Source organism: Actinosynnema sp. NPDC004786 (assembly GCF_053601135.1).
The window spans coordinates 207,536-233,263 of the sequence record NZ_JBSGBG010000008.1; the positions used below are offsets into that span (position 1 = coordinate 207,536).

A 25,728-nucleotide genomic window follows, 5' to 3' on the forward strand; every position below is an offset into this window, starting at 1 on the left:
GGGGGACGCGTCCTGACAGCGGGATGCGCGCATCACGTCTTCGTGGCGATGACCCAGCGGTTCGCGGCCAGCGCGTCGTGCGGTTCCGGGAGTGGTCCGCGCCCGTGCCGGCGGGTGAACTCGAACGGTGTGTGGACGTGCGTGGTCCAGCCGCGGGAGGCGAGGGTGGCGGCCGAGTCCGGTCGCGGCTCGGCGTCGAACAGGGCCAGCAGGTCGATGCCGATCTGGTCCTTGGTCGAGGTGTAGACGGGGCTGTCGCGCGCCGAGGCGTTCTCCGGGAGCGGCTTGACCTCGTAGGCCAGGGTGCTGCCGGGCGCGGACAGCCGGTCCACGGTGTCGATCAGCCGGCGTTCGGCGGCGCTGGGCAGGTACAGCAGCACGCCCTCGGCCACCCAGGTGGTCGGTTCGTCGGGCCGGAACCCCGGCAGCAGGTGCGCCCAGTCGTCGCGGAGGTCGGCGGCGACGGGGTGGCGGGTGGCGCGCGGCCGTGCGCCGAGGCCGTCCAGGACCTGTTGCTTGAAGGCGAGCACCGCGGGCCGGTCGACCTCGTACACGACGGAGTCGGGCGGCCAGGCCAGCCGGAACGCCCGGGTGTCCAGGCCGGCTCCCAGCAGCACGGCCTGCCGGTTGCCCGCCGCGAGCACGACGTCGTCCAGCATCCTGGTGCGCAGCCCGAAATAGCGGGCCAGCCTGCCCCACAGGGGGTTCGCGTCGCCGGCCGGGACGTCCTCCGGGCGCACGGGCCAGTCCGCGGACGCGGGCGCGGACCGCACGAAGTGCTCGGCGTAGTCGTCGCGGGCCAGGCAGTCCGCGCGGTGGGTCTCGATCGCGCGGGCGGCCGCGACCATGAGCGCGGTCAGCGCGACGCCGTCACCGAGCACCGTTCATCCTCTCGTCCGACGGGACCGCACCACGTGTCCGGGCGGTCGTGGGTGGTCGTGCGGGCCCCGTACAGCTCGGCCATGAACCGCACGGTGTCCTCGTCGCGCTGGAGCAGGCTGGTGGTGCAGTCGACCAGGAGCGTGATGTGCCAGCCCTTCTGGAAGGCGGTGCGGGCGGTGGAGTCCACGCACACGTCCGCGTACACCCCGGCGAGCACCAGGTGCCCGATGCCCTGCCGCCGCAGGTGTTCCTCGAAACCGGCGGCCAGGAACGCGTCGAAGCACGCCCGCTTGGTGACCACGAACTCGCCCGGCGCCGGTGCGACCTTGTGGAACCGCGCACCCCAGCTGCCCTCGACGCAGGTCGCCGCCCGGCCCTTGCGCTCGTTGCGCCGGCGCCAGCTCGGGCCCTGGTACGCCTCGTCGCCGACGAAGCGGACGAACACCACCTCGACGCCGCGGTCGCGCGCCAGGTCGACCGCGCGCGCGGCGTTGGTGGTGACCTCGTCCAGGCGCGCCGGGTCCTTGCGGTACCTGGCCGTCGCGGCCGGTCCGGTGCAGAAGTCGTTCTGCAGGTCCACGACGATCAGAGCCGTCCGGGTCACGTGCCGACCTCCAGCCTCGTCGGCCGCCCGCCGCGCGGTTGGGGCAGCTCCGCGAGCACCGCGTCGACCACGGCGGTGGTCGAGTGCCGCCCGCCGAGGTCGGGGGTGCGGACGCCGCGGGCGGTCAGGGCGGCGAGCGCGCGTTCCACCGCCCCGATCGCGCCCGGGCCGCCGCAGTGCCGCTCCACGACGGCCGCCGCGGCCCGCACGGTGGCCACCGGGTTGACGGTGTCGCGGCCGGCCAGGTCGTCGGCGGAGCCGTGCACGGTCTGGTACTCCACCAGCCCGGCCAGGTCCGGGTGCAGGTAGGCGTTCTCGGTGCAGCGGTTCTCCTGCTTGCCGACGCCGTAGCGGTCCAGCAGGACGACGTGCATGATGTCGCCCCACTCGTTGCCCGCCACCACGACCGTGCGCCGCGGCAGCCCGTGCTGGATCAGGTTCCGGTTCACCGTGTCGGGTTGGGTCAGCTCGATCCGCACCCGGTGGCGGTCGGCCGCGGCGCGCACCCAGTCGTCCAGCGCGCCGTCGAGCAGGTGGTGCTTGTAGGCCATGACGATCCGGTCGGGGCCGCCGTCCGGCCACTGCCGCCGCGCGCGGGCCAGGGCGTGGGCGATGACGTCGTCGGTGACCTCACGGCTGAACCGGGTGGTGCGGGTCAGCACGCCGGGCGCGTGCCGGTTCTCCCCCGTGTAGAAGCCCTGGGCCTGGTCCCGGACCAGCAGCAGCGCCGCGTCGGGCGCCGACCCGGGCGCCGCGATCACGTCGACCTTCACCGCGCGCAGGCGCTCCCTCACCAGGTAGAGCGACTGGGCGTTGACCGCCGTGCGGAACACCGCCGTGGCGCCCTGCCGGGCCAGCGACCGGCAGAACCGCTCGTAGTGCCCGGCGTCGTCGTCGGTGAGCCGGCGCAGGTCCTCGATCCCCCCGGCTTCGGCGCGCAGCGAGTGGTAGGAGTGGTAGATCCGGGACGAGCGGGTGATGACCGGCTCGACGCCGTGCAGCCGGGCGAGCCGGTCCACCACCCGTTCGAAGACGGCCGCGAGTTCCGGGCCCGTGCCCCGGCCCACGGCGAGTCCGACGTGCGCCGTCATCCGGCACTCGGCACCAGGTGGTCGCCCGGGATCCCGGCCGCGTCCGGTCGGTAGAAGTCCTTGATGCTGTCCACCCAGTCCGACGCGGGGATCCGGTCGTCCGGGTCGGGCCCCAGGGCGTCGAAGAGCGTGTCGATGTTCCGCCGCCCGAAGCCGATGGCGGACATCAGCGCGGTGAAGATCCGCCGCTCCACCATCCCGTCGCCGTCCGGGTCGCCCAACCCGGCCAGCGAGCGGGCGAACTCGTCGATCGTGGCGTCGAACCGCTCGGGCGAGAGCACGACGTCCTCGAACTCCTCCCGGCTGACGCGGCCGTCGCGGTCGTCGTCCAGCTCCGCGGCCAGGGTCTCCCAGTAGCGGCGGAACGCCGCGGTCATCGCCCCCTTCGCCCCCGCGTCGGACAGCACCGCCGCCTCGGTCACCCGGGTGGCCATGACCTCGAAGTCCACCGCCTCGATCGCGCCCGAGCCGTCGGCGTCGAACAAGTCGAAGACGAGGTCCACCCGGCTCAACGCCGCTTGAGCGTGGTTCACGTTTCCATCTCCCGTCGAGAAGTCGCGGCGGGACGCCGGCCGGAGTGCGCCGCCGTCCCGCCGCCGTGTCCGGTGCCAGGCCCCATGATGTCGAAGGCGGAACCCGTCCGGTCAAAAGATCGACCTGTTCACCGGAAGGTGTGAATCAGCCGTGTCGTTGGCCGCATGGCGCGCAGCGCACGTCGGCGGCGACGTCGAACCACGGCGCGGACCCGCCCTCCCCCGCACCCGACCGGAGTTGGCGGAACCGCCATTCCGGGGACCCGGCCCGCCGGCGCCGTCGGACCGGACACCCGGCGCGGAATGCCGCGCACTGTGGCGCCGAAGGGGCCGGAGGGCGTGTCGCCACCACATCACCGGGCCACACGGTCCGCGGCGACCGGTTCGGCCGGTGAAGCTCCTCGCGGGTCGGAACGGCCCCGAGCCGTTCCGACCCGCGAAGCCGGGCACGGGTCAGGACAGGGTGAAGTGGTCGACGTCGAACAGGCCGCCCGCGCCCGTGCCGACGAACACCAGGAACACCGGTCCCGTCCCGCTGCCGGTCAGCGCCGTGGACACGTCCACGAACCGGTCGAAGCCGCCGGTGCCGGGCACGGCGACCGAGCCGAGCACCGGGCCCGTCTGCGAACCGGCGCGCACCTCGATGCGGCCGCCCGCGTTGCCCGACGACACCCGCGCGGCGAACTGCCGCTTGCCCGCGAGGCTGGTCTGCCCGTAGCCGGCCCAGTCGCCGCCGTCGATGTACCCGACGGTCTGACCGCCGCTGGCCGTGCCGTGCGAGGCGACCTGCACGCCGAACGACGACGTGTAGGACTCGCCCTCCACCCGCTGCGACGGCTGCGACTGCGGCGAGCAGTCGGCGGCGACCAGGCCCGCCGCGTACCGGATGCCGCCCAGCAGGTGGGTCCGGAACGCGGTGTCGGCGTACGACTCGATCGTGTGGCCGAGACCGGTGTAGAACGACCGGCCCGCGGCCTGCGTGCGGCACCACGAGATCGGGTGGTCGCCCGCCATGGCGCCGCCGCTGTAGCTCGACTCGTCCAGGTTCGCCAGCACCCGGGACGTGGCCCGCGGGTTGGTGCGGTAGTTGTACCACTCGTCCGTGCGGTTCCACGCGGTCGGCAGGTGCGCGGTGGCGGGGTGGGACCGGTCCTCGGGGCGGACGGTGGCCGGCTGGATGTTCGGGTGCGAGTGGAAGTACGCGCCCACCAGTTGGCCGTAGTACGGCCAGTCGTACTCGGTGTCCGCCGCCGCGTGCACGCCGACATAACCACCGCCGCCGTCCACATAGGACTGGAACGCCGTCTGCTGGGAGGCGTTCAGCACGTCACCGGTGGTGTTGAGGAACACCACCGCCGCGTAGCGCGACAGGCCGGAGGTGGTGAACACGCCGGCGTCCTCGGTGGCCGTGACCGCGAACCCGCCCGTGGCGCCCAGTTCGCGGATCGCCTGGATGCCCGCCGGGATGGCGTCGTGCCGGAAGCCGGCGGTCTTGCTGAACACCAGCACCTCGGCGGCCGGCGGCGGTTCGGAGCCGGTGGTGAAGGTGAACGCGTCCAGGTCGAGCAGGTTGCCCTGCCCCGTCACGCCCTTGAACACGAGGAACAGCGCGGACGTGCCCGCCGGTGCGCCGGACAGGGGCGCCGAGACGTCGGTGAACGTGTCCCAGCCGCCGGTGTTGGGCACGGTGAGCGTCCCGAGCAGCGCCCCGGTCGCCGACCCGGCGCGCACCTCGATCGTGCCGCCGGGACCGCCGGACGACACGCGGGCCGTCACCGAGCGGGCGTTGCCCAGCCGGTAGGGCTGGAAGGAGATCCAGTCGCCGTTGTCGGTGAACCCGACCGTGCGACCGCCCTCGGCGCCGCCGTGGTTGGCGGGCTCGATGCCCTGCTGGGCGCCGTAGTGCTCGGCCTGCCGGTGGCGCGGCTGGAGGATGCTCACCGAGTGCGAGGTCAGGCCCGCGTTGTCGGTGTACTCCGCGTCGAAGACGCCGTAGATGTTCGCCGCGGCGTCGTGCTCGCCGTCCACGGGCACCGCGATCCGCCCGGAGCAGCCGGTGGCCTGGGTGATCTGGTGCCGGTGGCTGTCGTGGCCGAGCAGGTAGGTGACCTTGACGCGGGAGCAGTCGATCGCGCCGTCCTCGGGGTCGGACACGGTCACCTGGAACGGCACGGTGTCGCCGAACGCGAACAGCGCGCCGTCACCGGGCGCCTGCAGCGTCACGGACGGGGCCGTGTTGCCCGCGGTGACCAGGACGCTGGCCGTGCCGGTGAGGTTCTGCGGGTCGGTGACGGTCAGCGTCGGCGAGTAGTTGCCCGCCCTGGTGTAGGTGTGCGTGGGGTTGGCCTCGGTGGACGTGGCGCCGTCGCCGAAGTCCCACCGGTAGCGCAGGGCGCCGCCCTCGGGGTCGGAGCTGCCCGCGGAGGAGAACCGCACGGTCAGCGGCACGGGGCCGGAGACCCTGTCGGCCGACGCGCGGGCCACCGGGTTGCGCGGCTGGTTGCCCTTGTAGTCGATCCGGTAGATGGCCTGGTTGCCCGAGCCGGTGCCGTAGTCCAGCACGTAGAGCGAGCCGTCCGGGCCGAACTGCATGTCCATGACCTGCGTGCCGCTCCACGGGAACGCCTCGATCACGCCCGGCGAGCCGTCGCCGTTGACGCCGATCGCCTTGATCCACTGGCGGCCGTACTCGCCCGCGAAGTAGTGGCCGTCCAGCGACTGCGGGAACTTCGTGGCCGAGTCGAGGTTCGGGTCGTAGCGGTAGACCGGGCCGCCCATCGGCGACTCGGAGCCGCTGCCGAACTCCGGCGGCGAGCCCGCGTCGCCCGCGTACCGGATCCAGGCCGGTTGCGCGGGCGGCAACGTCGTCAGGCCGGTGTTGCGCGGCGAGGTGTTGGTGACGCCCGTGCCGCACTCGTAACGCGCCCCGGACGGCCCGCTGGGGAACGTGTAGCGCACGTAGGTCTCGTTCGTGGTGTTCGTGCCGGTGCAGTACGGCCAGCCGAAGTTGCCCGGTCGGGTGATCCGGTTGAACTCGACCTGCCCGCTCGGGCCGCGCGTCGGGCTCGTCACGCCCGCGTCCGGGCCGTAGTCGCCGAGGTAGACCACGCCGGTGGCCTTGTCGACGCTCATCCGGAACGGGTTGCGGAAGCCCATGGCGTAGATCTCGGGCCGGGTGCGCGCGGTGCCGGGGGCGAACATGTTGCCCGCCGGGATGGTGTAGGTGCCGTCGGGCTGCGGCTTGATGCGCAGCACCTTGCCGCGCAGGTCGTTGGTGTTGCCCGACGAGCGCTGCGCGTCGAACTGCGGGTTGCGGTTCGTGCGCTCGTCGGTCGGGGTGTACCCGTCCGACACGAACGGGTTGGTGTCGTCGCCGGTGGTCAGGTAGAGGTTGCCCTGGGCGTCGAAGTCGATGTCGCCGCCGACGTGGCAGCACTGGCCCCGGTCGTTGGGCACCCGCAGCACGATCTTCTCGCTGGCCGGGTCGAGCGTGTTGTCGGTCCTGAGGGTGAACCGCGACAGGTACAGCTCACCGCGCCACGGCGCGAACGTCGCGTCGGTGCCCTCGGTCGGCGCGTCGCCGTCCGGGGTGCTCAGCCGGGGCGAGTAGTACAGGTACAGCCAGCGGTTCGTCGCGAAGCCCGGGTCGGCCGCGACGCCCTGCAGGCCCTCCTCGTCGTGCGTGTAGACGTTGAGCTTCCCGGCCACGGTGGTGGTGTTGCCCGCGGCGTTGGTGACGCGGACCGTGCCGTCGCGGGCGGTGTGCACGACGGACCGGTCCGGCAGGACGGCGAGGGACATGGGCTCGCCGAGCTTGGCGGCGCCGGCGGCCAGCTGCACCTGTTGGTAGTCGCCGGGCGGGATCGCCGCGGCGGCCGTGGCCTGGTCGAAGGGCAGCAGCAGGGAGGCGGTCAGCAGGGAGGCGCCGAACGCCCTCGTCCACCGCGGTGGGGACTCGGACATCGCAGGGTTTCCTTTCGTGGGCGGTTTCTCAGCCGCAGAGGTCCATCGGGAGCACGCCGGGGCCGTCGACCACCGCGGTGACCCGGTGGACCGTCACGGGCGACGCCGAGGCCAGCCGGAAGTCGGCGCGCTCGTTCTGGCGGTGCGCGAGGGCCGCGTCGGGCACGGTGAACGTGGCGGTCTTCCACGTGCCGGCGCCGGTGTTGGCGACGCTGCCCGCGTGCCGGTAGGCGCCGCCGTCGCGGGAGTCGTACTGGAGGCTCCAGGAGTGGGTGCCCTCGTCGAGGTAGTCGACGGTGAACGTGGTCGGGAACCGGCCGTCGGACGCGATCCGCTGGTCGACCGAGAAGTACATGTGCAGGCCGCCGGGCACGCGCTCGACCATCCGCCGGGCCTCGCGCCCGCCGACCGTGACGGGGGTGGTGACGCCGTCGCCGCCGCTCTCGATGTGCGTGATGCCCCTGGCCTGGTTGGTCGTGCCCAGGACTCCGCACACGCGGGCCGCGGCGCCGGCGCCGACCACGGCGACCGGCACCGAGACCGGCGACAACGCCACGTCCGCGGTCAGCGTCACCGGGATGGTCGTGAAGCCCTGCACCACGCCCTCGGCCGCCTGCAGCGCGACCTGCGCGGTGGCCACGCCGTCCACCACCTGCGCCGTGCCCTCCGCCGGCGTCACGGTGACCCCGGCCGGCGGGGTGGCCCGCCAGGACACCGAGCGCACGGACACCGGCGTCGCCGGTTCCGCGCCCACGCCGACCGCGAACGACAGCGCGGCCGTGGACGGCGACCCGACGGCCACCGTGGGGCGGGCGGGCGTGGTGGTCAGCTCGACCGGCGTGACACCGGGCGGGAACGCGGGCGCGCCGGCCGGGAAGGACGGCGGTCGGGCGTCCCGGGACGTGCCCCACGAGCGGTCCGGCTGCCCGGTCAGGGCGAAGGTCAGCGCGGTGCCGGTGCGCCCGCCGGGACCGTCGCCCAGCAGCGCCGACCCCGGCAACCAGGTGCGTTGCGTCGCCACGCCGTCCACCGACAGGCCGCGCACGTACGCGCCGCTGCCGGTCGAGGTGATCGTGGTGCGGTGGCCGGGCAGGTCGATGCGCACGGAGGGGAACAGGGGCGAGGTCACGGTCAGCACGTCCGTGCCCGGTGTCGCCGGGTACAGGCCCATGGCCGACCACACGTACCAGGAGCTGAGCGCGCCCAGGTCGTCGTTGCCCGGCTCGCCGCCGGGGGTGTTGGCGTACCGGGTCTCCAGGGTCCGGCGCACGACCTCCTGCGTGCGCCACGGCGTGCCCGCGTAGTTGTAGAGGTAGGGCACGTGCATGTTGACCTCGTTGCCCGCCCAGTAGAACGGGTTGTTCGGCCCCGCGTTGTCCTGGGTGAAGAACCGGTCGAGCCGGGCGACCGCCCGCTCGTCGCCGCCGATCGCGTCCAGCAGGCCCCGGGCGTTGTGCGGCACCAGCCACAGGTACTGGGCCGCGTTGCCCTCCTGGAAGCCGGACTGGCCGAACACGCCCATGCCGGTCGTGACCGGGTTGCCCGCCGGGAACGCGCCGTTCGCGTCCCGGGGTTGCAGGAAGCCCGAGCCGCGGTTGAACAGGGTGGTCCAGTTCTGGGAGCGGGTCAGGAAGGTCCGGGCCGTGGCCTCGTCGCCGAGCGCGGCGGCGAACCGCGAGATGCCGAAGTCCGCCAGCGCGTACTCCAGCGTGGCCGACGCGCCGTTGGGCACGTGGGAGATGTCGAACGCCCTGGTGTTGCGCACGTAGCCGTCGCGCAGGTACTCGGCCAGGCCGGGCCGCTGCTCGTACCAGCCCTGGCCCAGTTCCGCGGGGGTCGGGACCCTGGTCGCGCCCTTCACCACGGCCGCCAGCGCGGCGCGGGTGTCGAAGTCGCGGGCGCCGAACGCGTGAGCCGAGGAGATGAGCGCCGCGGCGGCGTCGCCGTTCATCACGCCCGTGTAGCCGTTCGCGACCGGCCACTTCGGCAGCCAGCCGCCCTCGGCGGCCATGTCCACCAGGGACTGCATCATGGCGCTGGTCTCGGCCGGCGCCAGCACGGCCTGGAGCTGCACCAGGGTGCGGTAGGTGTCCCAGCCGGAGAAGTTGGCGTACCGCACGCGGTTCGAGGTGTGGACCTGCCGGTCGAAGCCGGTGTAGCGGCCGTCCACGTCACTGAACACGTTGGGGTGCAGCAGGGAGTGGTAGAGGGCGGTGTAGAACTGCGCCTGCCGGTCGCGCGTGCCGCCGCCGACCTGGATCTTCGACAGCAGCCGGTGCCAGGCCGCGCGGGTCTGCCGGGCCACGCCGTCCACGTCCCAGCCCGGCGCCTCGGCCCGCAGGTTCGCCAACGCGCCCGCCTGGCTGACGTAGCTGATCGCGACCTTCACGCCGACCTGGCGCTGCTGCCGGGTGTCGAAGGTGACCCACGCGCCGCCGCGCGGGTGGTCCACCGCCGTGCCGCCGGGGGTGAGCACGTCGTCGTGCCACGTGCCCGTCCCGGTGAACGGGCGGTCGAAGACGGCGGCGAAGTGCACCGTGGAGGTGTTGGGCTGGTCGCAGAACCGGCCGCCGGTGATGGTGCCGGCGAGCTGGTCCGGGCCGGTGACGCGGACCTGGACGGCGCTGTTGGCGACCTGGGATGAGCCCGCCTTGAACAGCAGGTTCGCCTTCTCCGCGGCGGGGAAGGCGAACCGGCCGACGCCGGTGCGGGTGGTGGCGGCGACCCGTGCGGTGATGGCGCCGCCGAGCCTGGTCTCGAACAGGCCGGGGCTCGCCTTCTCGTCGGCGTGGCTGAACGGCTGGGTGGCGCGGGCGGGTTCGCCGGTGACCTCGCCGACGGTAGGCAGGATCGGCAGGTCGCCCTGGACGGGGCAGCCGACGCCGGACAGGTGCGTGACGCTCAGGCCGATCGTGGCGTTGTCGCGGTGGTCGTAGCCGCCGCCCGCCGGCCGGGAGGTGGTCTCGGGGCTCCAGCTGAGCATCCCGAACGGCGCGACGGCGCCGGGGAAGGTGTTGACCGACCCGACGTGCTCGCCGCCGCTGCCGGTGCCGATGAAGTGGTTGACGAGGCTCGTCGGGTCGGTGACCGGGGATGGCTGGGCTTGCGCGGTGGCGGTCGTCGCGGACGCGACCAGCGCCAACGCGAGGACGACGGCCGGGCGCGACCTTCGCGGGCTCATGGCAGGGCTCTCCCAACGGGGGTGACAACGTTGTCGGCGGACGTGCGCCCGGTGGCTCACGGGCTGGTGGCAGGGGGCAGCGGGGCCGCGCTAGGGGACGATGTAGAGGGCGTCCACCATCCCGACCGACGTGCTGCGGTTGACGATGCGGATGGTGTGCTGTCCCCGGGCGAGCCCGGACCGCTCCCACACCACCTGCTGCGACTGCCGGGGTCCGTCGGCCCTGAGGTTGACGGTGGCCTGGAACGCGCCGTCGAGGTACACGTCGACCGGCCCCATGTCGCCGTTGCGCTCGGAGTAGTAGCGCACCCCGGTGCCGGTGAAGGTGTGCTGCGCGACGGATCCGTTGACGGTGCTGTGGTGGGTGTCGTCGTTGTAGTCGCCGTAACCGCGGTTGGTCGTGTGGTGCCAGTTGCCGTCGTAGGTCAGCTCGGTGTTGTTGACCATCGGGTTGGCGGCGCGCCCCAGGCCGAGCGTGGACGCCGTGCCGCTCAACGACTTCGCGTCCTGGTTGACGTACCCGGTCAGCCGCGTCCCGGAGTAGGCGGTGAGCGGCTTGGCCGTGCGCTCGACCACGTACGTCGTGCCGGCCGCGGTGGCGAGGTCGAACTCCCCCGCCGAGGTGGTCAGCAGGACGGCGCCGTCCGCGGCGCGCCGCACCCGCACCTGCTGGGAGCCCCACGGGTTGACCACCCTGGTGGTCTTGCCGTGCAGCGACCGCAGGCCGACGTACTTCGTCTCGCCCGCCTCGCGCTCGGAGCTGACCAGGAACCCGTTCTTGGCCAGGAGGGTGAACCGGCCCGCGAACGACGCGTCGCCGGGCACGGCCGGGAACACGCGGATCTTGTCGTTGTAGGACTGCATCAGCGACTCGTTGACCACCGACAGGTGCACGCCCAGGTACTCGAACACGCCGTTGGTGTTGTTGGTCATGCCGTTCGGGTAGTTCTGGTACTGGCGCAGCATCTGCTTCATGCCCTGGTAGGCCTGGTCGCCCAGCCCGAGGCGCGCGGCCTGGATCGCGTCGGGCGCCCACACGTTGCCGTACGGGAACGGCCGCCGGTTCCAGGTGTTCACCGCGGTCTGGTGGTCCGGGTAGCCGATGCCGGTCTGGTTGTAGGGCCACACCAGCTCCACGGCCACGTTCTCGTTGTTGCGGGTCGGCGCGATCGGCGGCGTGTGCGGCAGGTAGGCGCTGCCGTCGGTCGGGTACGCGACCAGGTTGTCCAGCAGCCGCTGCCACTGCGGGCGCAGGTCGGCGTCCAGGCCGAGCTGCTGCGAGGTCTGGATGAGCACCGGGAACAGGCTGCGCACGGCGGCCAGGTCGGTGATCGCGTTCGGCACGTTCCAGTACGTCTCGTGCGCGTTGGAGCCGGCCATGTGGTACTTGTCGCCGTCGTACGAGAAGCGGCTCTGGAGGAACTTCGCCGTCTCGCGCATGAACGGGTACGCGGTGCCGCGCAGGTAGTTCTCGTCGTTGGTGTACCGGTACTGCAGGTACATGTTGAACGCGGCTTCGGGTCCCGTGGAGAAGATGTTCTTGGTGTAGTCGGAGTTCACCGTGCCGCGGGCGTTGCCGTCCCAGCCCATGGTCTCCGGCACCCAGATCCCGTCCACGCCGTAGCGCGACCGCGTGAGGTCCTTCAGGGCGTTGTGGTTGCGGCTGTAGGAGCGGTTGAACGTGGCGATCAGGTCCACGTGGTTGGAGGCGAGGAACGAGTTGTAGACGTCGCGCTGGTTCCAGTACCAGTAGGCGTTGCTCCACTTCGTGGTGTCGCCGGTCGCCCGGAACACGCCGTTGATGAAGTGGAACGGGTAGTTGCCGTACCCGCCGGCCGCGATCATGTACGTGCTGAGGTAGTAGACGTTCTCCAGGTAGTCGGCGTCGCCGCCGAGGCCCGAGTACTGGACGAACGATTTGCCCCAGAAGGCGTGCCACCAGGCGCGGTAGGCGTCCAGGGTGGCCTGGTAGCCGGCGCTCTTGACGGCGGCCAACGCGGCGCGCGCCTGGCGGACCGAGTCGCGGTCGGGCGCGTTGATCCGGCTCGTCGCGGTGAACCAGACCGTGTAGCTGCGCGCGGGCGTGATGGTGAGGCGGACCTTGCGGCCGTCCACCACCTGCGCGGTGTGGTTCGCGCCCTCGACGGTCGCGGCGAGCGTGTAGCCGAAACCCTGCGGGTCGCCCTGACCGCGACTCAGGCCGACGCCCGTCGAGTCGGCGTAGGTCGACACGGTCTTCCAGGTGTCGAGGTTGGGCACGTCCCCGCTGTTGGGCAGCTGCGAGACGTCCCACAGGCTCAGGTCCAGCACGACCGACTGCACGGTGGCACGCGAGTCCTCGACGTGGACGCCCATCACCTCCGAGTTCGGCGACCCCATCACGGTGACCGTGCGGTCGTTGTCGTACCGGGTGGTCAGGGTGCCGTCGTAAAGGGACAGGCGTTGCCGGTGGTCCGTGTACCCGCTGTCCATGGCCGGTGTGGTGGCGAGGTTGAGCAGGCCCGCGCCGAACGCGGTCTGCTGCGAGGCGTCCACGTTGGACACCTGCATGGTGAGGCCGTTCTGCTGCCACGCCATCGCGCCGACGCGGCCGTTGCCGACGGTCAGGCCGTGCAGGTTGTTGGTGTTGGGTCGGTTGTAGACCACGTCGTGCTTGGCCAGGTAGCTCGCGAGGTCCACGTCCAGGGCTCCGGTCGCGGCGTTGAACGCGTGGTCGGTCGGGGCGGCGGTCGCCGGTCCGACCGGCGCGACCGCCGCGGCGAGCAGGGCGCCGGTGGCGAGCGTGGCGAGGGTGCGAAGAAAGATCCTCATCGATCGTTTCCTCTCCGGGGGTCATCCAGGAATAACATCGGAGGGATCGACCGTCAACACCGGGCAATCGTTCCGGAACTTCCCGCAAACGCGGATAAAGATCGGATGAATGCACGCTGCTTCGAGGCGGGTGGAGTCGGAGGGAAAGGCAGCGGGGCGCGCATGACGGGTCACCCACATCCTCGCGTCGAGGTAAGGGAGGTCACACGACCATAGGGAAGTCCGACAACTTGACGCAAGAACTTGACTCACATACGCAAAAACTCGACCGCGCCTGTCTCGAACCGGACAAGCCGAACGCGTCGCGGGCCGAGTGCCGGCCGAGCCGCGACGCCGGTGCCGGGTGTCGACCGGAACGCGCGCCCACGCACTCGGCTTCCGCGACCGGACCGCGCCTCTATCCGCGATCCGGCCTCCGCCCTCCGACTCCCGCAGTCGGCACCGCGGCCGGACCGCGCCCCAGCGGCGGTCCGGCCTCCGCGCCCGACTTCCCCGGTCGGCGTCGCGGCTCAGGTGCCCCGGATCCCGGCCTGCGGGCCGGGCCGGCGCGTCGGCGGGACCGGGTGGGCGGTCACCGTCGTGGTCGGCCTCCCGCCGGTCGTCGTCGCCGCCGGAGCGCCCGCCTGCTGGGCCCGGTGCAGTCGCGCGTACCAGCCGCCTGCCGCCAGGAGCGCGTCGTGCCGGCCGCGCTCGACCACCCGGCCGTCGCGCATGACCAGGATCAGGTCGGCGGTCCGGACCGCGCTGAGCCGGTGGGCGATCACCAGGCAGGTCCGCTCGCGCAGGAACGGTTCCAGGGACCGCTGGATCCCCTGCTCGGTCACCGCGTCGCAGTGCGAGGTGGCCTCGTCGAGCACGACGACCTGCGGTCGCTTCAGGAGCAGCCGGGCGATGGCCAGCCGTTGCCGCTCTCCCCCGGACAACCGCAGACCCCGGTCGCCCAGGACCGTGTCCAGGCCCGCGGGCAACTCCTCGATCAACGGCCAGATCCAGGCGTCGCGGCAGGCGGCCTCCAGGTCTTCGGCACGCGCGTCGGGGCGGGCCAGCAGGAGGTTCGCCCGGATGGTGTCGTTGAACAGGAACGTCTCCTGGGACACGACGCCGACGGTGGCGCGCAGGTCGGCCAGGCGCAGTCGCCGGACGTCCACGCCGTTGACGAGCACCTGGCCGCCGGTGACGTCCCAGGAGCGGGTCAGCAGCCGGGCGAGGGTGGACTTCCCGGCGCCGGAGAGGCCCACGACGCCCACCGTGGCGCCCGGCTCGGCGGTGAAGTCCACGGCCGTCAGCACCGCGTCCCGCCCGCCGCCGTCGTCGGTGTCGCCCGCGAGCGACGGCACCACCAGGTCGTGCGGCGGCGGGTAGCCGAACCGGACGTCCCGGAACGTCACCGAGGGCGGTTCGGCCGTGCGCGGCAACGCCCGCGCCCCCGGGTGGTCGGCGATGCGCGGCGCGAACGCCAGCACCTCGCGGACCCGGTCGAACGCCACGAGCCCGGCGACCAACTGGGCGCGCACGCCCGGCAGCGCGGTCAGCGGCCCGTACAGCCTGGCCAGCAGCGCCACCAGCGCGACCATGGTGCCGACGCTGAGCGCCCCGGAGATCACCAGCTGCCCGGCGACCAGGTACACCACGGCGGTCGTCAGGCCGAGCACCGACGTCAGCGCCGCGCCGAGGCCGGCGGACACCGCGGCCCGCCGCACCGACGCCGCGCGCACCCGGTCCGCGCGGAGCCGGAACCCCGGCTGCTCCCGATCCGGATCGCTGAAGTGCCGGACCACCTCCGCGCCGTCCGGGCTCAGCCGCTCCGCGACGAGGGCGTCCAGGTCGGCCTGGGCGGTCAGCGCGTCCTGCCCGGCGCGGCGCAACGCCAAGGTGAACCTCGACGTGAGCAGGTACAGCAAGGGCAGCAGCACGAGCACGAGGAGGACCAGCCGCCACTCCATCGCCGCCACCGCGGCGCCCGCGGCGACGAGCATCACCACCGCCCCGACGGCGGACGGCACCGTCGTGGAGACCACGCCCTGCACGCCGGCCACGTCGCCGTGCACGCGGGAGACGACGGCCCCCGTCCTGGCCGCCGTGAAGAAGCCGGGCGCCTGCCGCTGGAGGTGGCCGAACAGGTCGGCGCGCAGCCGGAACACCACGTCCTCGGCGACCGCGGCGGCATACCTCCGGTCCACGTAGGACAGCGCGGCCTGGCCGACGCCGACGACCGCCAGGACGGCGGCCAGCGACCACACCACGCCGGCGTCACCCCTCAGCACGCCGTCGTCGATGAGCCGCTGCCCGACCAGCGCGGGTGCGACGGCGCTCGCGGCGTTCAGGGCGGTGATGCCGACCATCACGGCGATCCGGGCCCGGAAGGGGCGCAGGAAGCGCAGCAGGCCGGTGTGCGAACGCTCGGGCACGAGCACGTCCTCTCCGTGGCGCGAGGCGGGGTGGCCGCTCCCGCTTCGACCGGCAGCGGCCACCCCGGGGTCGATCAGACGAAGCTCTGGTGGCAGGTCACCGAGGCGCTGCTGTGGTCGGTGCCCGGGTTGCAGCAGCTGAAGCTCCAGCCGCTGGCCATCGCCTCGACCTCGTCGTTGTTCTCCATGCCCTGCAGGTCGTAGATCGACATGTCGCTCATCTCCTTCGTGGTTGGTGGAACTCCTCAGGCACGGCTCGACGTCCGTGCCCGGGTCTTCGGGGGCAGCAGGAACGGCAGCGACACGCGTTCGCCGGTCCGCGCGGCCCGGGCGGCGGTCAGGGCGAGCAGGACACCCGCGCTCCCGGTCGCCAGGTCCATCGACAGCCTGAGCAGCTGGGAGCCGGGGAACGCCAGGTGCCCCCGCCACCGCAGCACGTGCCAGTTGAGCCCGGTCACCTGCTCGGCGGAGGCCCGCACGCCGTCGGGATCGTGGGCGGCGTTGCACAGGACCATGCCCGCCTGCCCGTCGAAGAGGCCGGGGAACAGGTAGAACGACGACCGGGTGGCGGGCCGGATCTCGGCCGCGCGGGCCTCCAGGTCCGGGTCGGGGCGAGCCGCGAGGTACCGCCCGAGGGCGATGCCGATGCCGCCGCTGCCGCCGGCCAGGTAGGGCATCACCCGGAAGCCCTCGTTCACCTGGAGGGTGCCGTCGTCGGCGTAGGCGCAGCGACGCAGGTCCTGGCGGAGCGCGATGTCGGCCGCGTCCAGGTGTCGCGGGTCGCCCGTCTCCTCGAACAGCTCCGTGAGGAACAGCGCGGGTCCGGAGGAGCCCTGGAGCAGACCGGCGCGCGGGTGCCCGCCGCCGCTGACCTCGCCCACGTCGGTCACCCGTCCGAGGCGTTCCCGCACCGCGTCCGCGGTGCGCAGCGCCCGGCCCAGGTAGCGGTCGTCGCCGCACTCGCGGGCGAAGTGCAGCCAGGTCAGCCCGGTGCCGGCGAGCCCCTGGCCGAGGTCGGCGTCCTCGGGGTCGGGCGTGGACCAGGCCCGGTCGAGCACTTCCAGCGCCTCGTCCCGCCGGCCGAGGTCCCACAGCGCGTACGCGATGCCGTGCAGGCCGTGGTAGAAGCCGGGCGGGATGTCGTCGCGGTCGGCGACCCGGTCGACCAGCCACCGCTCCCACTCCGCCGGGTACTCCTGGCCGGCCGTCCGCAACGCCCACAGCACCCCCGCGGCGCCGTTCGCCATGCCCAGCGCCGCGCCCGGTTCGAGGAACTGCGCGACGTCGCCGGGGAAGAGCCGGTCGGTCCGCTCCGGGGTCGCGGAGGCCCTGATCCCGTCCGCGATCGAGGTCGCCGCCTCGTCCATGTCGACCTCGTCCGCGGACAGCTGGTGGAGCGCCAGCGTCGGCTCCAGCCGGTTGCCGCGCAGCGTGTCGACCGCGTCGGCGAGCCAGTCCGCCGGCACGCCGAACCGGTCGGCGACCACCTCGGCGAGGTGCGCGGCCTTGGACCGGTGCAGCGGGATCACGGCGGTCAGCGGCGCGAACAGGGCGATCTTCAGCGCGGCCAGGGAGTGCTCGTCCACGTCGACGCCGGTGAGGTCCCGCGGCGCCACGAAGCCGGAGTTGGCCATCAGCTGCCGACCGCCCTCGGCGACGAACCAGCCACCCTCGAAGTCGATCAGCCACACGTGGTCGCCCTCGTCGGAGCACACCACGTTGTTCATGTGCAGGTCCCCGAACACCACGCCGCGCCCGTGCATCGCGCGGACGGTGTCGGCGACGCGCTGCCAGGTGGCCATCGCCCACGCGGTGTACTCGGCCAGCTCGTCCGGACCGGGCCGGCCCGGCCGCAGCAGGGGGTTGCGGCGGGTGCAGGCGCGGTAGAGGTTGACCCCCTCGACGAACTCCTCGACCAGGAACTCGTGCCCGGCCGCCTCGTGGTAGCCCCTCAGCTCCGGCACGCCCGGCAGCCCGCGCAGCGCGGTCAGGATGTCCCGCTCCCGCCGCAGCCGGGTGACGGCGTCCCGCCCCGCGCGGTCCACGCCCGCGTGCGGCCGGGCCTCCTTGACCGCGACCCTGGCCCCGGTGGACTTCTCCCGGCCGTCGTACACCCCGCCGCTGTTGGAGTAGTGCAGCGGGCGCACGACCTCGAACGGCAGCCCGTCGATGCGGGCGGCGTTGCGGCGCTCCAGCTCGGGCCGCAGGAAGGCGGGCACGTCCACCCAGTCGGGCACCGAGAACACCGGTCCCCGGTGGTCGGGCACGAGGTTGCCGTCGGCGTCCTCGATCGCCATCACCGGGCGGCCGTCCGCGTTCTTGACCGTGCGCCGCTCGAAGGCCCCGTAGCGGACGTACACCGGGCCTTCCCGCCACCGCAGGTCACTCAGCACGTACGGACCGGGTAGGCCGTCGAGCAGCTCCCCCAGCTCGGTGACCACGGCCTCCAGGTGCCGTTCGTCCAGCGGGTAGATCGCGGCCAGCTTGCCGCCGCCCGCGCGCTCGCCGTACTTGACGTTGCGGTTGTGGTACTCCGGCGCGCTCGGGACCAGCTTGAACGTCAGCGAGCGGGCGACGCAGAAGTCGAAGACCTCCCGCGCGACCTCCTCGGCCCGCTCCACGGTCGCCGAGACGTGCACCTTCCAGCCCTGGCGCGGGATGCGCGACCCGATCGGCTGGTAGTGCACCCAGCCGCTGGTGTGCGACCGGCTCCAGCCCGCCGGGGTCGCGGCCTCCCGCAGGGGTGTGAACAGCTTGTCGTCGGTGATCTCCAGCTCGATCGTGTCGTAGAAGTCCGGATCGGTCACGCAGAAGACCTGGTACTGGGCCTCCATGGGAACTGGCACCGCGTTCTCCTCCCTGCCCTCCGCTCGCCGCCTCGTGGGGCAGTCCAGCAGCGCGCGATCTACCGGCGATCTACGCGGGCCGGCGAGCCCGGCCCGGGGGCGCGCAGGTCCGGCGCGTCGGCGAGGATCGCCTGCTGGAGTTCCCACAGCTCACGGGCGGGTTCCACGCCGATCTCGGCGACCAGGTTGCGGCGGAGCTGGCGGAACGCCTGGAGGGCGTCGGCCCGGCGCCCGCCGCGGTGCAGCGCGAGCATGAGCCGCCCCCACAGGCCCTCCCGCAGGGGTTCGCGCCGGATGGTGTGCCAGAGCGGCTGCACCACGTCCTGGTGGCGGCCGAGCGCGAGCCTGGCGTCCGCCCAGCCCTCGAACGCGCTCAGCCTCTCGTCCTCCAGCCGGCCGGCCGGGATGCCGAGGTTGCGGGACAGGGGCACGTCCTGCAACGCCTCGCCCCGCCACATGTCCAGCGCGCGCCGCAGCAGCGCGTCGGCCTCCCGCGCGCGACCGTCGGCCAGGGCGTCGCGCCCCCGTCCCACCAGGTCGAGGAACACCAGCAGGTCCACGTCGGCGGGCGCCACGTCGATCCGGTAGGTCGCGCCCCGCGAGCGCAGCGGGGCGGTGGCGGGATCGCGCGGGGCGAGCAGGCGGCGCAGCTGCCAGACGTAGGTCCTGATCATGCCCACGGCCGAGCGCGGCGCCGTCCCGTCCCACAGGTGGTCGACCAACCGGTCGACGGACACGTCCCGATTGGCGTCGAGCAGGAGCGTGGCGAGCAGTTGCCGGTGTTTCGGGCGGGCGAGCGGGATCCGGCCGCCCGCCTCGTCGCTGACGGTCAGTGAGCCCAGCAGTCGGAACCGCACGTGGACCTCCTATCGGCGTGGTGCCCGGGGGTCGCCCAGCGTCGCGAGCGCGCGCAAAGGGACCGTTGGATCGGCGTCAAACGCCTGTTCGGAGGCCGTCGTCGGACACGGTTGACTTGTCGCAAATCTTGACGCAACATCATGAGGCAGGAGTTGAGACATGGGAGGCGTCATGCCGAACAGGGTTCCGCCGAACGCCGGCTCACCGGGCGACCTCGAACGGGCCGGCGCGTGGTTGGCCGGGCACGGTCTGGTCGACGTCGCGCCGACACCGCTGCTGGCGACGCGGCTGAGCGTTCGGCGACGGGCCCGGCTGGGCGCGTCGGTCGTGCTGGCCGCGTTCATCGTCGCGGTCGCCCTCGTCTACGCCGCCGGCCTGGTCGAGACCTCCAGGCGCTGGTCGCTGCCTGCGTTGACGGCGCTGGTGGTCGGGTTCGTGGCGGCCCAGGCGTCGCTGGACCGGTGGGTGCGGCGGGTCGACCGGCGCGCCGGCGCGTCGTTGCCGCGACGGGTGGCCTACCCGGTCCGGCTCGGTTGGCGCACGGTGCTCGGCGTGCCGCGGGCCGTGTTCGCCGCGGCGACGTTCGCGGGCGCGACGGCACTGGCCATCGGCGCCCTGGCGCTGGACGACCACACCGCGAGGTACGCGGCGGTCGTGCTGCTCGTCGGGCTGGGCGGGCTCGCGGTCGGCACGGTCGTCCAACTGCGCCACATCGTGACGCACCCGGCCGTGGCGGAGGACGAGGTGTCGCTGACCGCCGACGTCATCATGCGCGTCGAGGACGCCCGGGTCGGCGCCGCGCCGACCGCGGTGTGGTCGGTGTGGTCGCTGCCGGTGGTGTCGGTGTTCGGCACGACCCTCGGGTGGTGGAACGCCGCCTGGCTCGCGTTCATCGTCCTGAGCGTCATCGCGCTCGCCCTGATCGAGGCGCGGACCGCCCGGAGCGCCGCGGTGGCGCGGCACGTCCTGAGCGCCTCGTGAACCGGGCGATCGTCATCGACGCGGCCTCGCCCGTGCCGCCGTTCGAGCAGCTGCGCGCCCAGCTCGCCCGGCAGATCCAGGACCGCGTCCTCCCCGTGGGCACCCGGCTGCCGACCCTGCGCCGGCTGGCCGCGGACCTCGGCCTGGCGGTCAACACCGTCGGCCGCGCCTACCGGGAACTGGAGGCCGCCGGGCTGATCGAGACGCGCGGGGCGGCGGGCTCGTTCGTGTCCGCGGGCCGCGAGGAGGGGCGGGAACGGGCGAGCCGCGCCGCCGCCGACTACGCCGCCGTCATCGCGAGCCTCGGCATCGACACCAACGAGGCCATCCGCATCGTGCGGGCGGCGCTGACCAACGGCATCGCGGTGTCCCCCGCCACCGGCGACCCGGGAGAAGCCTGACATGACCCTGCCCGACAGCCTCCCCCAACGCGTCTTCCTGCTGGCCCACCACCCGGAGAAGGGCAAGGTCGGTGGCAACGCGGGTCCGATGCTCCGCGCCGCGGCCCTCGCCGACCTCCACCACCGCGGCCGGCTGGCCGACGTCCGAGGTCGCCCCGCCGTCGCCGTGCGACACCCGTGCCACGACCCGGTCCTCGACGCGGTCCTCGAAGAAGTCGCCCGCGCCAAGCCGCACACGTGGCAGTCCTGGATCGGCCGCGGGCAGCGCGCCACCTTCCGAGGGGTGCGCCACCAACTCGGCGACCGCGGCTGGGTCGACCTCCGACCGCACAGGGTCCTCGGCCTGTTCCCCGCCACCGACGTCACCATCCGCGACCTGCGCGTGCGCGACGACCTCCTGGCCCGGGTCCACGCCGCCCTGCGCCAACCCCTCGACACCGTCGACCCCGCCGACGCCGCACTGGTGACCGTCCTCGCCGCCGGCGACCTCAGACCCGTCCTGGACCGCAAGACCCAACGCGCCGACAAGCAGCGCATCCGCGACCTGGCCGCACTGAGCGGCCCGATCGGCCCGGCCCTGCGCAACTGGCTGGACGCCGCCGCGGTGGGCGCGGCTTGACGTTCCTCGCGGGATGACCTCGAAGGCGGGCACACTCCGGGACCGACCGTCGGGGGTGCGGCCGGGGCTGGGCAGGCGACGGGTCGAGGGCGGCGCAAATGTGTCGACAGCGCGCTCGGCGCTCGGCACAGTGGTTGGCCGTGACGAGCAGCGAACTGTGGAGCCGGGCGGCGGCCGAGCGTTACGACGCCGAGGAGACCGAGAAGTCCTCGGCCGCCGTGCTCGGACCGACCCTCGACTTCCTCGCCGGACTCGCCGGTGGCGGCCGGGCGCTGGAGTTCGCCATCGGAACCGGACGAGTGGGCGTCCCGCTCCGGGAGCGCGGCGTGCCGGTGGTGGGCATCGAGCTGTCCGAGCACATGGCGGCGGTGCTGCGGCGCAAGATCGGCGCGGACGCGCTCCCGGTCGTCATCGGGGACATGGCCACGACCGTCGTCCCCGGTGGGTTCGCCCTGGTCTACCTGGTCTACAACACCATCTCGAACCTGCTCACCCAGGACGAGCAGGTCGAGTGCTTCCGCAACGCCGCACGGCACCTGGAGCCCGGCGGCCGGTTCGTCGTCGAGCTGGGTGTGCCGCCGCTGCGACTCCTGCCACCGGGTCAGCTGGGGGTGCCGTTCGACGTCTCCGAGCGGCACGTCGGCCTCGACACCTTCGACCCGGTCGAGCAGATCCTCGTCTCCCACCACTTCACCCTCGACGGCGACGACGGCCGCTACCGCCGCGACAACTCGCGGCACCGGTACGCCTGGCCGGCGGAGCTGGACCTGATGGCGCGGATCGCCGGGCTCGTGCCGGAACGCCGCGTCGCGGACTGGGACGGCTCCCCCTTCACCCGGGACTCCCGCAAGCACGTCTCCGTGTGGCGCAAGCCGGTCTGACGGCGCGGTCGCACCCGGCGGGAGGACGTGCGGCACGACCGGGGCGAGCGCCCAGCCTCGGCGCTGATCCGTCCGGGTCCGACGCCTTGACGGCCGTCGAAACCCTTGGGTAGCTTCCGGTCGATCCACCGTTCTTCGCTTCTCGCGCACCGCAGATCGCTCCGGCGGCCGGACCCCGGGTTCGCCGGGTTCGAGTCCCCGCCACCTGGTCGACGGGAGGCACGGCGGATGGCGTTCGACATGTCGTTCCTGATCGCCGATCAGGACTACTACGAGCCGTGGGACACGATCGACCCCGGCGTGCGCTACGAGACGGTCCCGATGCCGGACGACTGGGCGCGCCGCGATTCCGGCGCGTGGACGCACTGGGGCCCGGCCGACCTCCTCCTGCCCGACCAGGGGTGGAAGGTCCACGTGTCCGCTTCCCTGGCCAACGCGCAGTTCGTGCTGGCCGTGGTCTCCGCCGCGTGCACCCGGCTGCGCGTCCCGTTCAAGCACCTGGCCGGTCGGGCGATCTTCCTGCAGGCGCACGCGAAGCACGCCGACCGGGTGCAGAGCGGCAAGTTCTGCACCCTGTACCCGCCCGACGAGGCGGGCGCGTCGGCGGTGCTGGAGCGGCTGGCCGCCGACCTGGCCGGGGTCGGCGGACCGCTCGTGCTCACCGACCGGCGCTTCGGCGACAGCGGGTGCGTCTCCTACCGCTACGGCGCTTTCCGCGCCCGCGCGCGCGTCGAAGCGGACGGCACCCGCGTGCCCACCCTCACCGGGCCGGACGGGCGCGAGGTGGACGACGAGCGCCGGCCCTCGTTCCACCTCCCGGCCGGGATCGAGGACCCGTTCCGCGCGGTGGCGCCCGAGCCGGCCCGGGGGCCGGTCACCGTCAACGGCTACACCTTCGAGGCGGTCCTGCGGCACAGCAACGCCGGCGGCGCCTACCGGTTCCGCACGCCGGCCGGCGAGGAGGTGTTCGTCAAGGAGGCCAAGGCCCACAACGGCTACACGGCCGACGGGGACGACGCCAAGGCGCGGCTGACCGCCGAGTACCTGGTGCTGCGCGCGATCCACGACCGCGCGCCCGGCCTGTGCCCCCGGCCGGTCGAGCTGTTCCACCACTGGGAGCACGCCTACCTCGTCACCGAGCTGGTGCCCGGGCGGTCGGTCTACCGCTGGATGGTGGCCAACAACCCCGCCGTGCGCACCGGCTCGGACCCGGCGGCCTTCGCCGACTACCAGCGCCGGGCCCTGGCCCTGCTCGACCGGCTCGACGCGCAGGTGCGCCGGCTGCACGAGCTGGGTTACGCCTTCATCGACCTGAGCCCGACCAACGTGCTCGTGGACGACGACGACGGCGTGCGGCTGGTGGACTTCGAGGCGGTGCAACCGCTCGGGCACGTCCGCCGGATCCTGGGCACGCCCGGCTACCTGCCGCCGGACCCGAGGTCGGTGGTCGACCGCGATCCCCCGGACCTGGACCGGTTCGGGTTGGCGTCGCTGGCGTTGCTGCTGCTGTTCCCGGTGCACGAGGTGGTCGAGCGGCAGCCGTGGGCCCTGCGCCACCTGCACGCCGACCTGACCGGGCTGGGTCCCGTGGAGCCGCGGCTGTGGGAGTGGGCCACGTCCCACCGGCAGCCGACCGGCGGGTTCCCCGGGCCGACCCCGCAGGACGTGCGCGAGGACACCGTCGCCCACCTGCGCCTGCTGGCCGAGCGGACCGCCGACGCGCTGGAGCGGATGGCCCGGCCCGACCACCCGCGCGCGGTCTACCCGACCACCCCGGCCGGGCACGCCTCCGACACCCGCAACGTGGCCGCGGGCACCGCCGGTGTGCTGCACGCCCTGCACCGCGCCGGTCGCGCCGTCGACCCGGCCGTGCTCCGGCGGTTGCGCGACGAGGCGTTGGCCGCCGCGGGGACGGCGCCGCCGGGCCTGCTGTTCGGCAGCGCGGGCATCGCGTGCGTGCTGGCGGAACTGGGCGAGGAGGAGGCCGCCGGGGAACTGCTCACCGCCGCCGCGCGGCACCCGCTCAACCGCACGTCCGCGACACTGGGCGGCGGCGCGGCCGGCACCGCGCTCGGCCTGCTGGCGCGGCACCGCCGCACGGGCGAGCAGCGTTGGCTGGACCTGGCGCACGAGCTGCTGGACGACCTGCCCGACGGGGACGGGCTCGCCGCCCGATTACCGCGCGCCAAGCCGTCCGGGCTGGTCACCGGGCGGCCCGGCGTCGCGTTGGCCCTGCACCGCCTGGAGTGCGCGACCGGGGACGGTCGGCTGGTCACCCGCGCCATGCGGTTGCTGCGGGAGGAACTGGTCCACGCCGAGCCGCTGCCGGTGGACGGCCTCGGTTTCCGGATCTCGGCCACCGACGTCCGCGTGTTCCCCTACCTGTTCACCGGCAGCGCCGGGTACGCGGCGGTCCTGTCCCGGATCCTCGCCCGCCACCCCGACGCGTCGTTCGACGACGCCGACGCGACCGACGTCCTGGAACGCTGCCTGCGGGCGTGCTCGATCCGGTTCTCCGTGTTCCCCGGCCTGTTCTCCGGGCTGGCGGGCCTGGTCTCGACGCTCGCCGACGCGGGCCGCCGCCTGGGTCGCCCGGACCTCGTGGACGAAGCCGTGACCAGCGCCCGCGGCCTGTTCCGGTACGCGGTCCCGCACGCGGGCGGCGTGGGGTGGCTCGGCGACCCCGGCCAGCGGCTCTCCGCCGACCTCTGGTCGGGGTCGGCCGGCGTCCTGCTGGCCCTGCGCCGCCTCACCGAGCCCGCGCCGGGGCCCCTGATCGCCCGCGACGGGGACGTGCCCGCGTCGCGGCGTCCTGTCGCACAGCCACCGGAGGAAGGGAGTGATCGGCATGGAGGACGTGCTGCGCTTGCAGGCTGAGGAAGTCGCCGAGGAGGACGCCTGCCACCACGTGCTCACCACCAGCAGCCAGGGCAGCATCTGCCTGTGACCGCGGTCCTGCCGGGTCCGGCCACCGGCCGGGCCCGACGGGCGACCGGCCACCCGCCTTCCCGCGGCGTCCCGGTCCGGAGCCCGTGCGACCGTCCACGGCGGCCGTCGCGTCCGGACACTCCGGTCACGACGCCTGCTGCCGTTCGGTCAAGCGGGAGTGGCGGCCTTCAGGCGGCTGCGGCGGCGTGAGCGACCGGCGTCGTCCATCACTCGACGGCGGTCCGACCGCGGTCAGGCCGGACGGTCGTGGCGGGTGTCCGCCGAGCACCACCGGTGACGCAACGCACTCCCTGGAGGGAACACCGGGACGTGACGCGCCGTTGTACCGAGTGGTCGGTGCGGTCCGTGTCCCCCGGGCCTCACCCACAACGCCTTCGCGGAACACCGGTCGACCGGAGCCGCGTCGAGCCCTTCGCCGAGAGGCGACCGCCGCACCGATCCCAGACCCGCCCCTGGCCGCGCACTCCCCCCAGCGCGGCCGGGGGCTGCCGCCTCCGGCCGCGACTCCCCCACCGCGCGACCGGAGGCCACCTACATCCCACCGACGCGAGGCCACCTCCATCGCCGCCGATGCGGGTCACGGTGCAGGGGCCGGCCGTGGTCAGCCCTCCGCCACGTGCGCCCGGAACGCCCCCGTGACGGTCTCGACGCGCGCCGACCTTGCCCTGCACCGACGACACGGCTCCGGAGGGGTCCGACCGCCCGCGCGGGCGGGCGGCG

Annotated in this window: 16 protein-coding genes; 5 read left to right on the plus strand and 11 right to left on the minus strand. The window is 73.5% G+C overall.

The window, feature by feature from the left end; all coding sequences use genetic code 11:
• Window positions 1-32: 32 nt before the first annotated feature.
• From ACWEFJ_RS09835 to ACWEFJ_RS09885, 11 genes are all read right to left on the minus strand, one after another.
• Entirely contained in the window at window positions 33-881 is an 849-nt protein-coding gene (locus ACWEFJ_RS09835; protein WP_378097791.1) for an SAM-dependent methyltransferase, read from the minus strand.
• Window positions 857-1,486, minus strand: coding sequence for a cysteine hydrolase family protein (locus ACWEFJ_RS09840; protein ID WP_378097794.1), 630 nt, complete (start codon window positions 1,484-1,486; stop codon window positions 857-859). Before ACWEFJ_RS09840 ends, ACWEFJ_RS09835 begins: the two co-directional genes overlap by 25 nt.
• Window positions 1,483-2,577: an isocitrate/isopropylmalate family dehydrogenase gene (locus ACWEFJ_RS09845; protein ID WP_449713485.1), complete on the minus strand. Its 1,095-nt coding sequence runs from the start codon at window positions 2,575-2,577 to the stop codon at window positions 1,483-1,485. The genes ACWEFJ_RS09840 and ACWEFJ_RS09845 overlap by 4 nt, the downstream gene beginning before the upstream one ends.
• On the minus strand, window positions 2,574-3,110 hold the full coding sequence (locus ACWEFJ_RS09850) for an EF-hand domain-containing protein (protein WP_449713486.1): 537 nt from the start codon (window positions 3,108-3,110) through the stop codon (window positions 2,574-2,576). The genes ACWEFJ_RS09845 and ACWEFJ_RS09850 overlap by 4 nt, the downstream gene beginning before the upstream one ends.
• Before the next feature lie 453 nt (window positions 3,111-3,563).
• Window positions 3,564-7,073 carry a ThuA domain-containing protein gene (locus ACWEFJ_RS09855; protein WP_449713487.1) on the minus strand — a complete coding sequence of 1,170 codons (3,510 nt, stop codon included), beginning with the start codon at window positions 7,071-7,073 and terminating at the stop codon, window positions 3,564-3,566.
• Window positions 7,074-7,101: 28 nt separating this feature from the next.
• Complete coding sequence (locus ACWEFJ_RS09860; protein WP_449713488.1) at window positions 7,102-10,254, minus strand: GH92 family glycosyl hydrolase; 3,153 nt, start codon at window positions 10,252-10,254, stop codon at window positions 7,102-7,104.
• A 90-nt stretch (window positions 10,255-10,344) separates the two neighbouring features.
• Window positions 10,345-13,065: a glycosyl hydrolase family 95 catalytic domain-containing protein gene (locus tag ACWEFJ_RS09865; RefSeq protein ID WP_449713489.1), complete on the minus strand. Its 2,721-nt coding sequence runs from the start codon at window positions 13,063-13,065 to the stop codon at window positions 10,345-10,347.
• 509 nt (window positions 13,066-13,574) lie between these two features.
• Window positions 13,575-15,473 (minus strand): ABC transporter ATP-binding protein, encoded by a 1,899-nt coding sequence (locus tag ACWEFJ_RS09870; protein ID WP_449713490.1) that lies wholly within the window; start codon window positions 15,471-15,473, stop codon window positions 13,575-13,577.
• Window positions 15,474-15,547: 74 nt separating this feature from the next.
• Window positions 15,548-15,685, minus strand: coding sequence for a SapB/AmfS family lanthipeptide (locus tag ACWEFJ_RS09875; RefSeq protein ID WP_449713491.1), 138 nt, complete (start codon window positions 15,683-15,685; stop codon window positions 15,548-15,550).
• Between the two features lie 33 nt (window positions 15,686-15,718).
• Window positions 15,719-18,319, minus strand: coding sequence for a class III lanthionine synthetase LanKC (gene lanKC / locus ACWEFJ_RS09880; RefSeq protein WP_449713492.1), 2,601 nt, complete (start codon window positions 18,317-18,319; stop codon window positions 15,719-15,721).
• A gap of 59 nt (window positions 18,320-18,378) precedes the next feature.
• Window positions 18,379-19,176, minus strand: a complete 798-nt coding sequence (locus ACWEFJ_RS09885; protein ID WP_378095214.1) for an AfsR/SARP family transcriptional regulator — start codon at window positions 19,174-19,176, stop codon at window positions 18,379-18,381.
• Window positions 19,177-19,348: 172 nt separating this feature from the next.
• Between ACWEFJ_RS09885 and ACWEFJ_RS09890 the strand changes: the two genes are divergently transcribed.
• The 5 genes from ACWEFJ_RS09890 to lanKC (ACWEFJ_RS09910) all read left to right on the plus strand — a co-directional run bounded on the left by ACWEFJ_RS09890 (window position 19,349) and on the right by lanKC (ACWEFJ_RS09910) (window position 24,936).
• A complete protein-coding gene (locus ACWEFJ_RS09890) occupies window positions 19,349-20,158 on the plus strand; it encodes a hypothetical protein (RefSeq protein WP_449713493.1) in 810 nt (269 codons plus the stop codon).
• On the plus strand, window positions 20,155-20,559 hold the full coding sequence (locus ACWEFJ_RS09895) for a GntR family transcriptional regulator (protein ID WP_449713494.1): 405 nt from the start codon (window positions 20,155-20,157) through the stop codon (window positions 20,557-20,559). The genes ACWEFJ_RS09890 and ACWEFJ_RS09895 overlap by 4 nt, the downstream gene beginning before the upstream one ends.
• A 1-nt stretch (window position 20,560) precedes the next feature.
• Complete coding sequence (locus ACWEFJ_RS09900) at window positions 20,561-21,178, plus strand: GOLPH3/VPS74 family protein (protein ID WP_449713495.1); 618 nt, start codon at window positions 20,561-20,563, stop codon at window positions 21,176-21,178.
• Between the two features lie 140 nt (window positions 21,179-21,318).
• Window positions 21,319-22,059 carry a class I SAM-dependent DNA methyltransferase gene (locus tag ACWEFJ_RS09905; protein WP_378095206.1) on the plus strand — a complete coding sequence of 247 codons (741 nt, stop codon included), beginning with the start codon at window positions 21,319-21,321 and terminating at the stop codon, window positions 22,057-22,059.
• Window positions 22,060-22,287: 228 nt separating this feature from the next.
• A complete protein-coding gene (gene lanKC, locus ACWEFJ_RS09910) occupies window positions 22,288-24,936 on the plus strand; it encodes a class III lanthionine synthetase LanKC (RefSeq protein ID WP_449713496.1) in 2,649 nt (882 codons plus the stop codon).
• Window positions 24,937-25,728: the final 792 nt, after the last annotated feature.

What these genes read in the sequence shown, in the direction of transcription:
- ACWEFJ_RS09845 (WP_449713485.1), bottom strand. Translation starts at nt 2,577, where the DNA reads ATGACGGCGCACGTCGGACTCGCCGTGGGCCGGGGCACGGGCCCGGAA.
- ACWEFJ_RS09855 (WP_449713487.1), bottom strand. Translation starts at nt 7,073, where the DNA reads ATGTCCGAGTCCCCACCGCGGTGGACGAGGGCGTTCGGCGCCTCCCTG.
- ACWEFJ_RS09860 (WP_449713488.1), bottom strand. Translation starts at nt 10,254, where the DNA reads ATGAGCCCGCGAAGGTCGCGCCCGGCCGTCGTCCTCGCGTTGGCGCTG.
- ACWEFJ_RS09865 (WP_449713489.1), bottom strand. Translation starts at nt 13,065, where the DNA reads ATGAGGATCTTTCTTCGCACCCTCGCCACGCTCGCCACCGGCGCCCTG.
- ACWEFJ_RS09875 (WP_449713491.1), bottom strand. Translation starts at nt 15,685, where the DNA reads ATGTCGATCTACGACCTGCAGGGCATGGAGAACAACGACGAGGTCGAG.
- ACWEFJ_RS09890 (WP_449713493.1), top strand. Translation starts at nt 19,349, where the DNA reads ATGCCGAACAGGGTTCCGCCGAACGCCGGCTCACCGGGCGACCTCGAA.
- ACWEFJ_RS09900 (WP_449713495.1), top strand. Translation starts at nt 20,561, where the DNA reads ATGACCCTGCCCGACAGCCTCCCCCAACGCGTCTTCCTGCTGGCCCAC.
- lanKC (WP_449713496.1), top strand. Translation starts at nt 22,288, where the DNA reads ATGGCGTTCGACATGTCGTTCCTGATCGCCGATCAGGACTACTACGAG.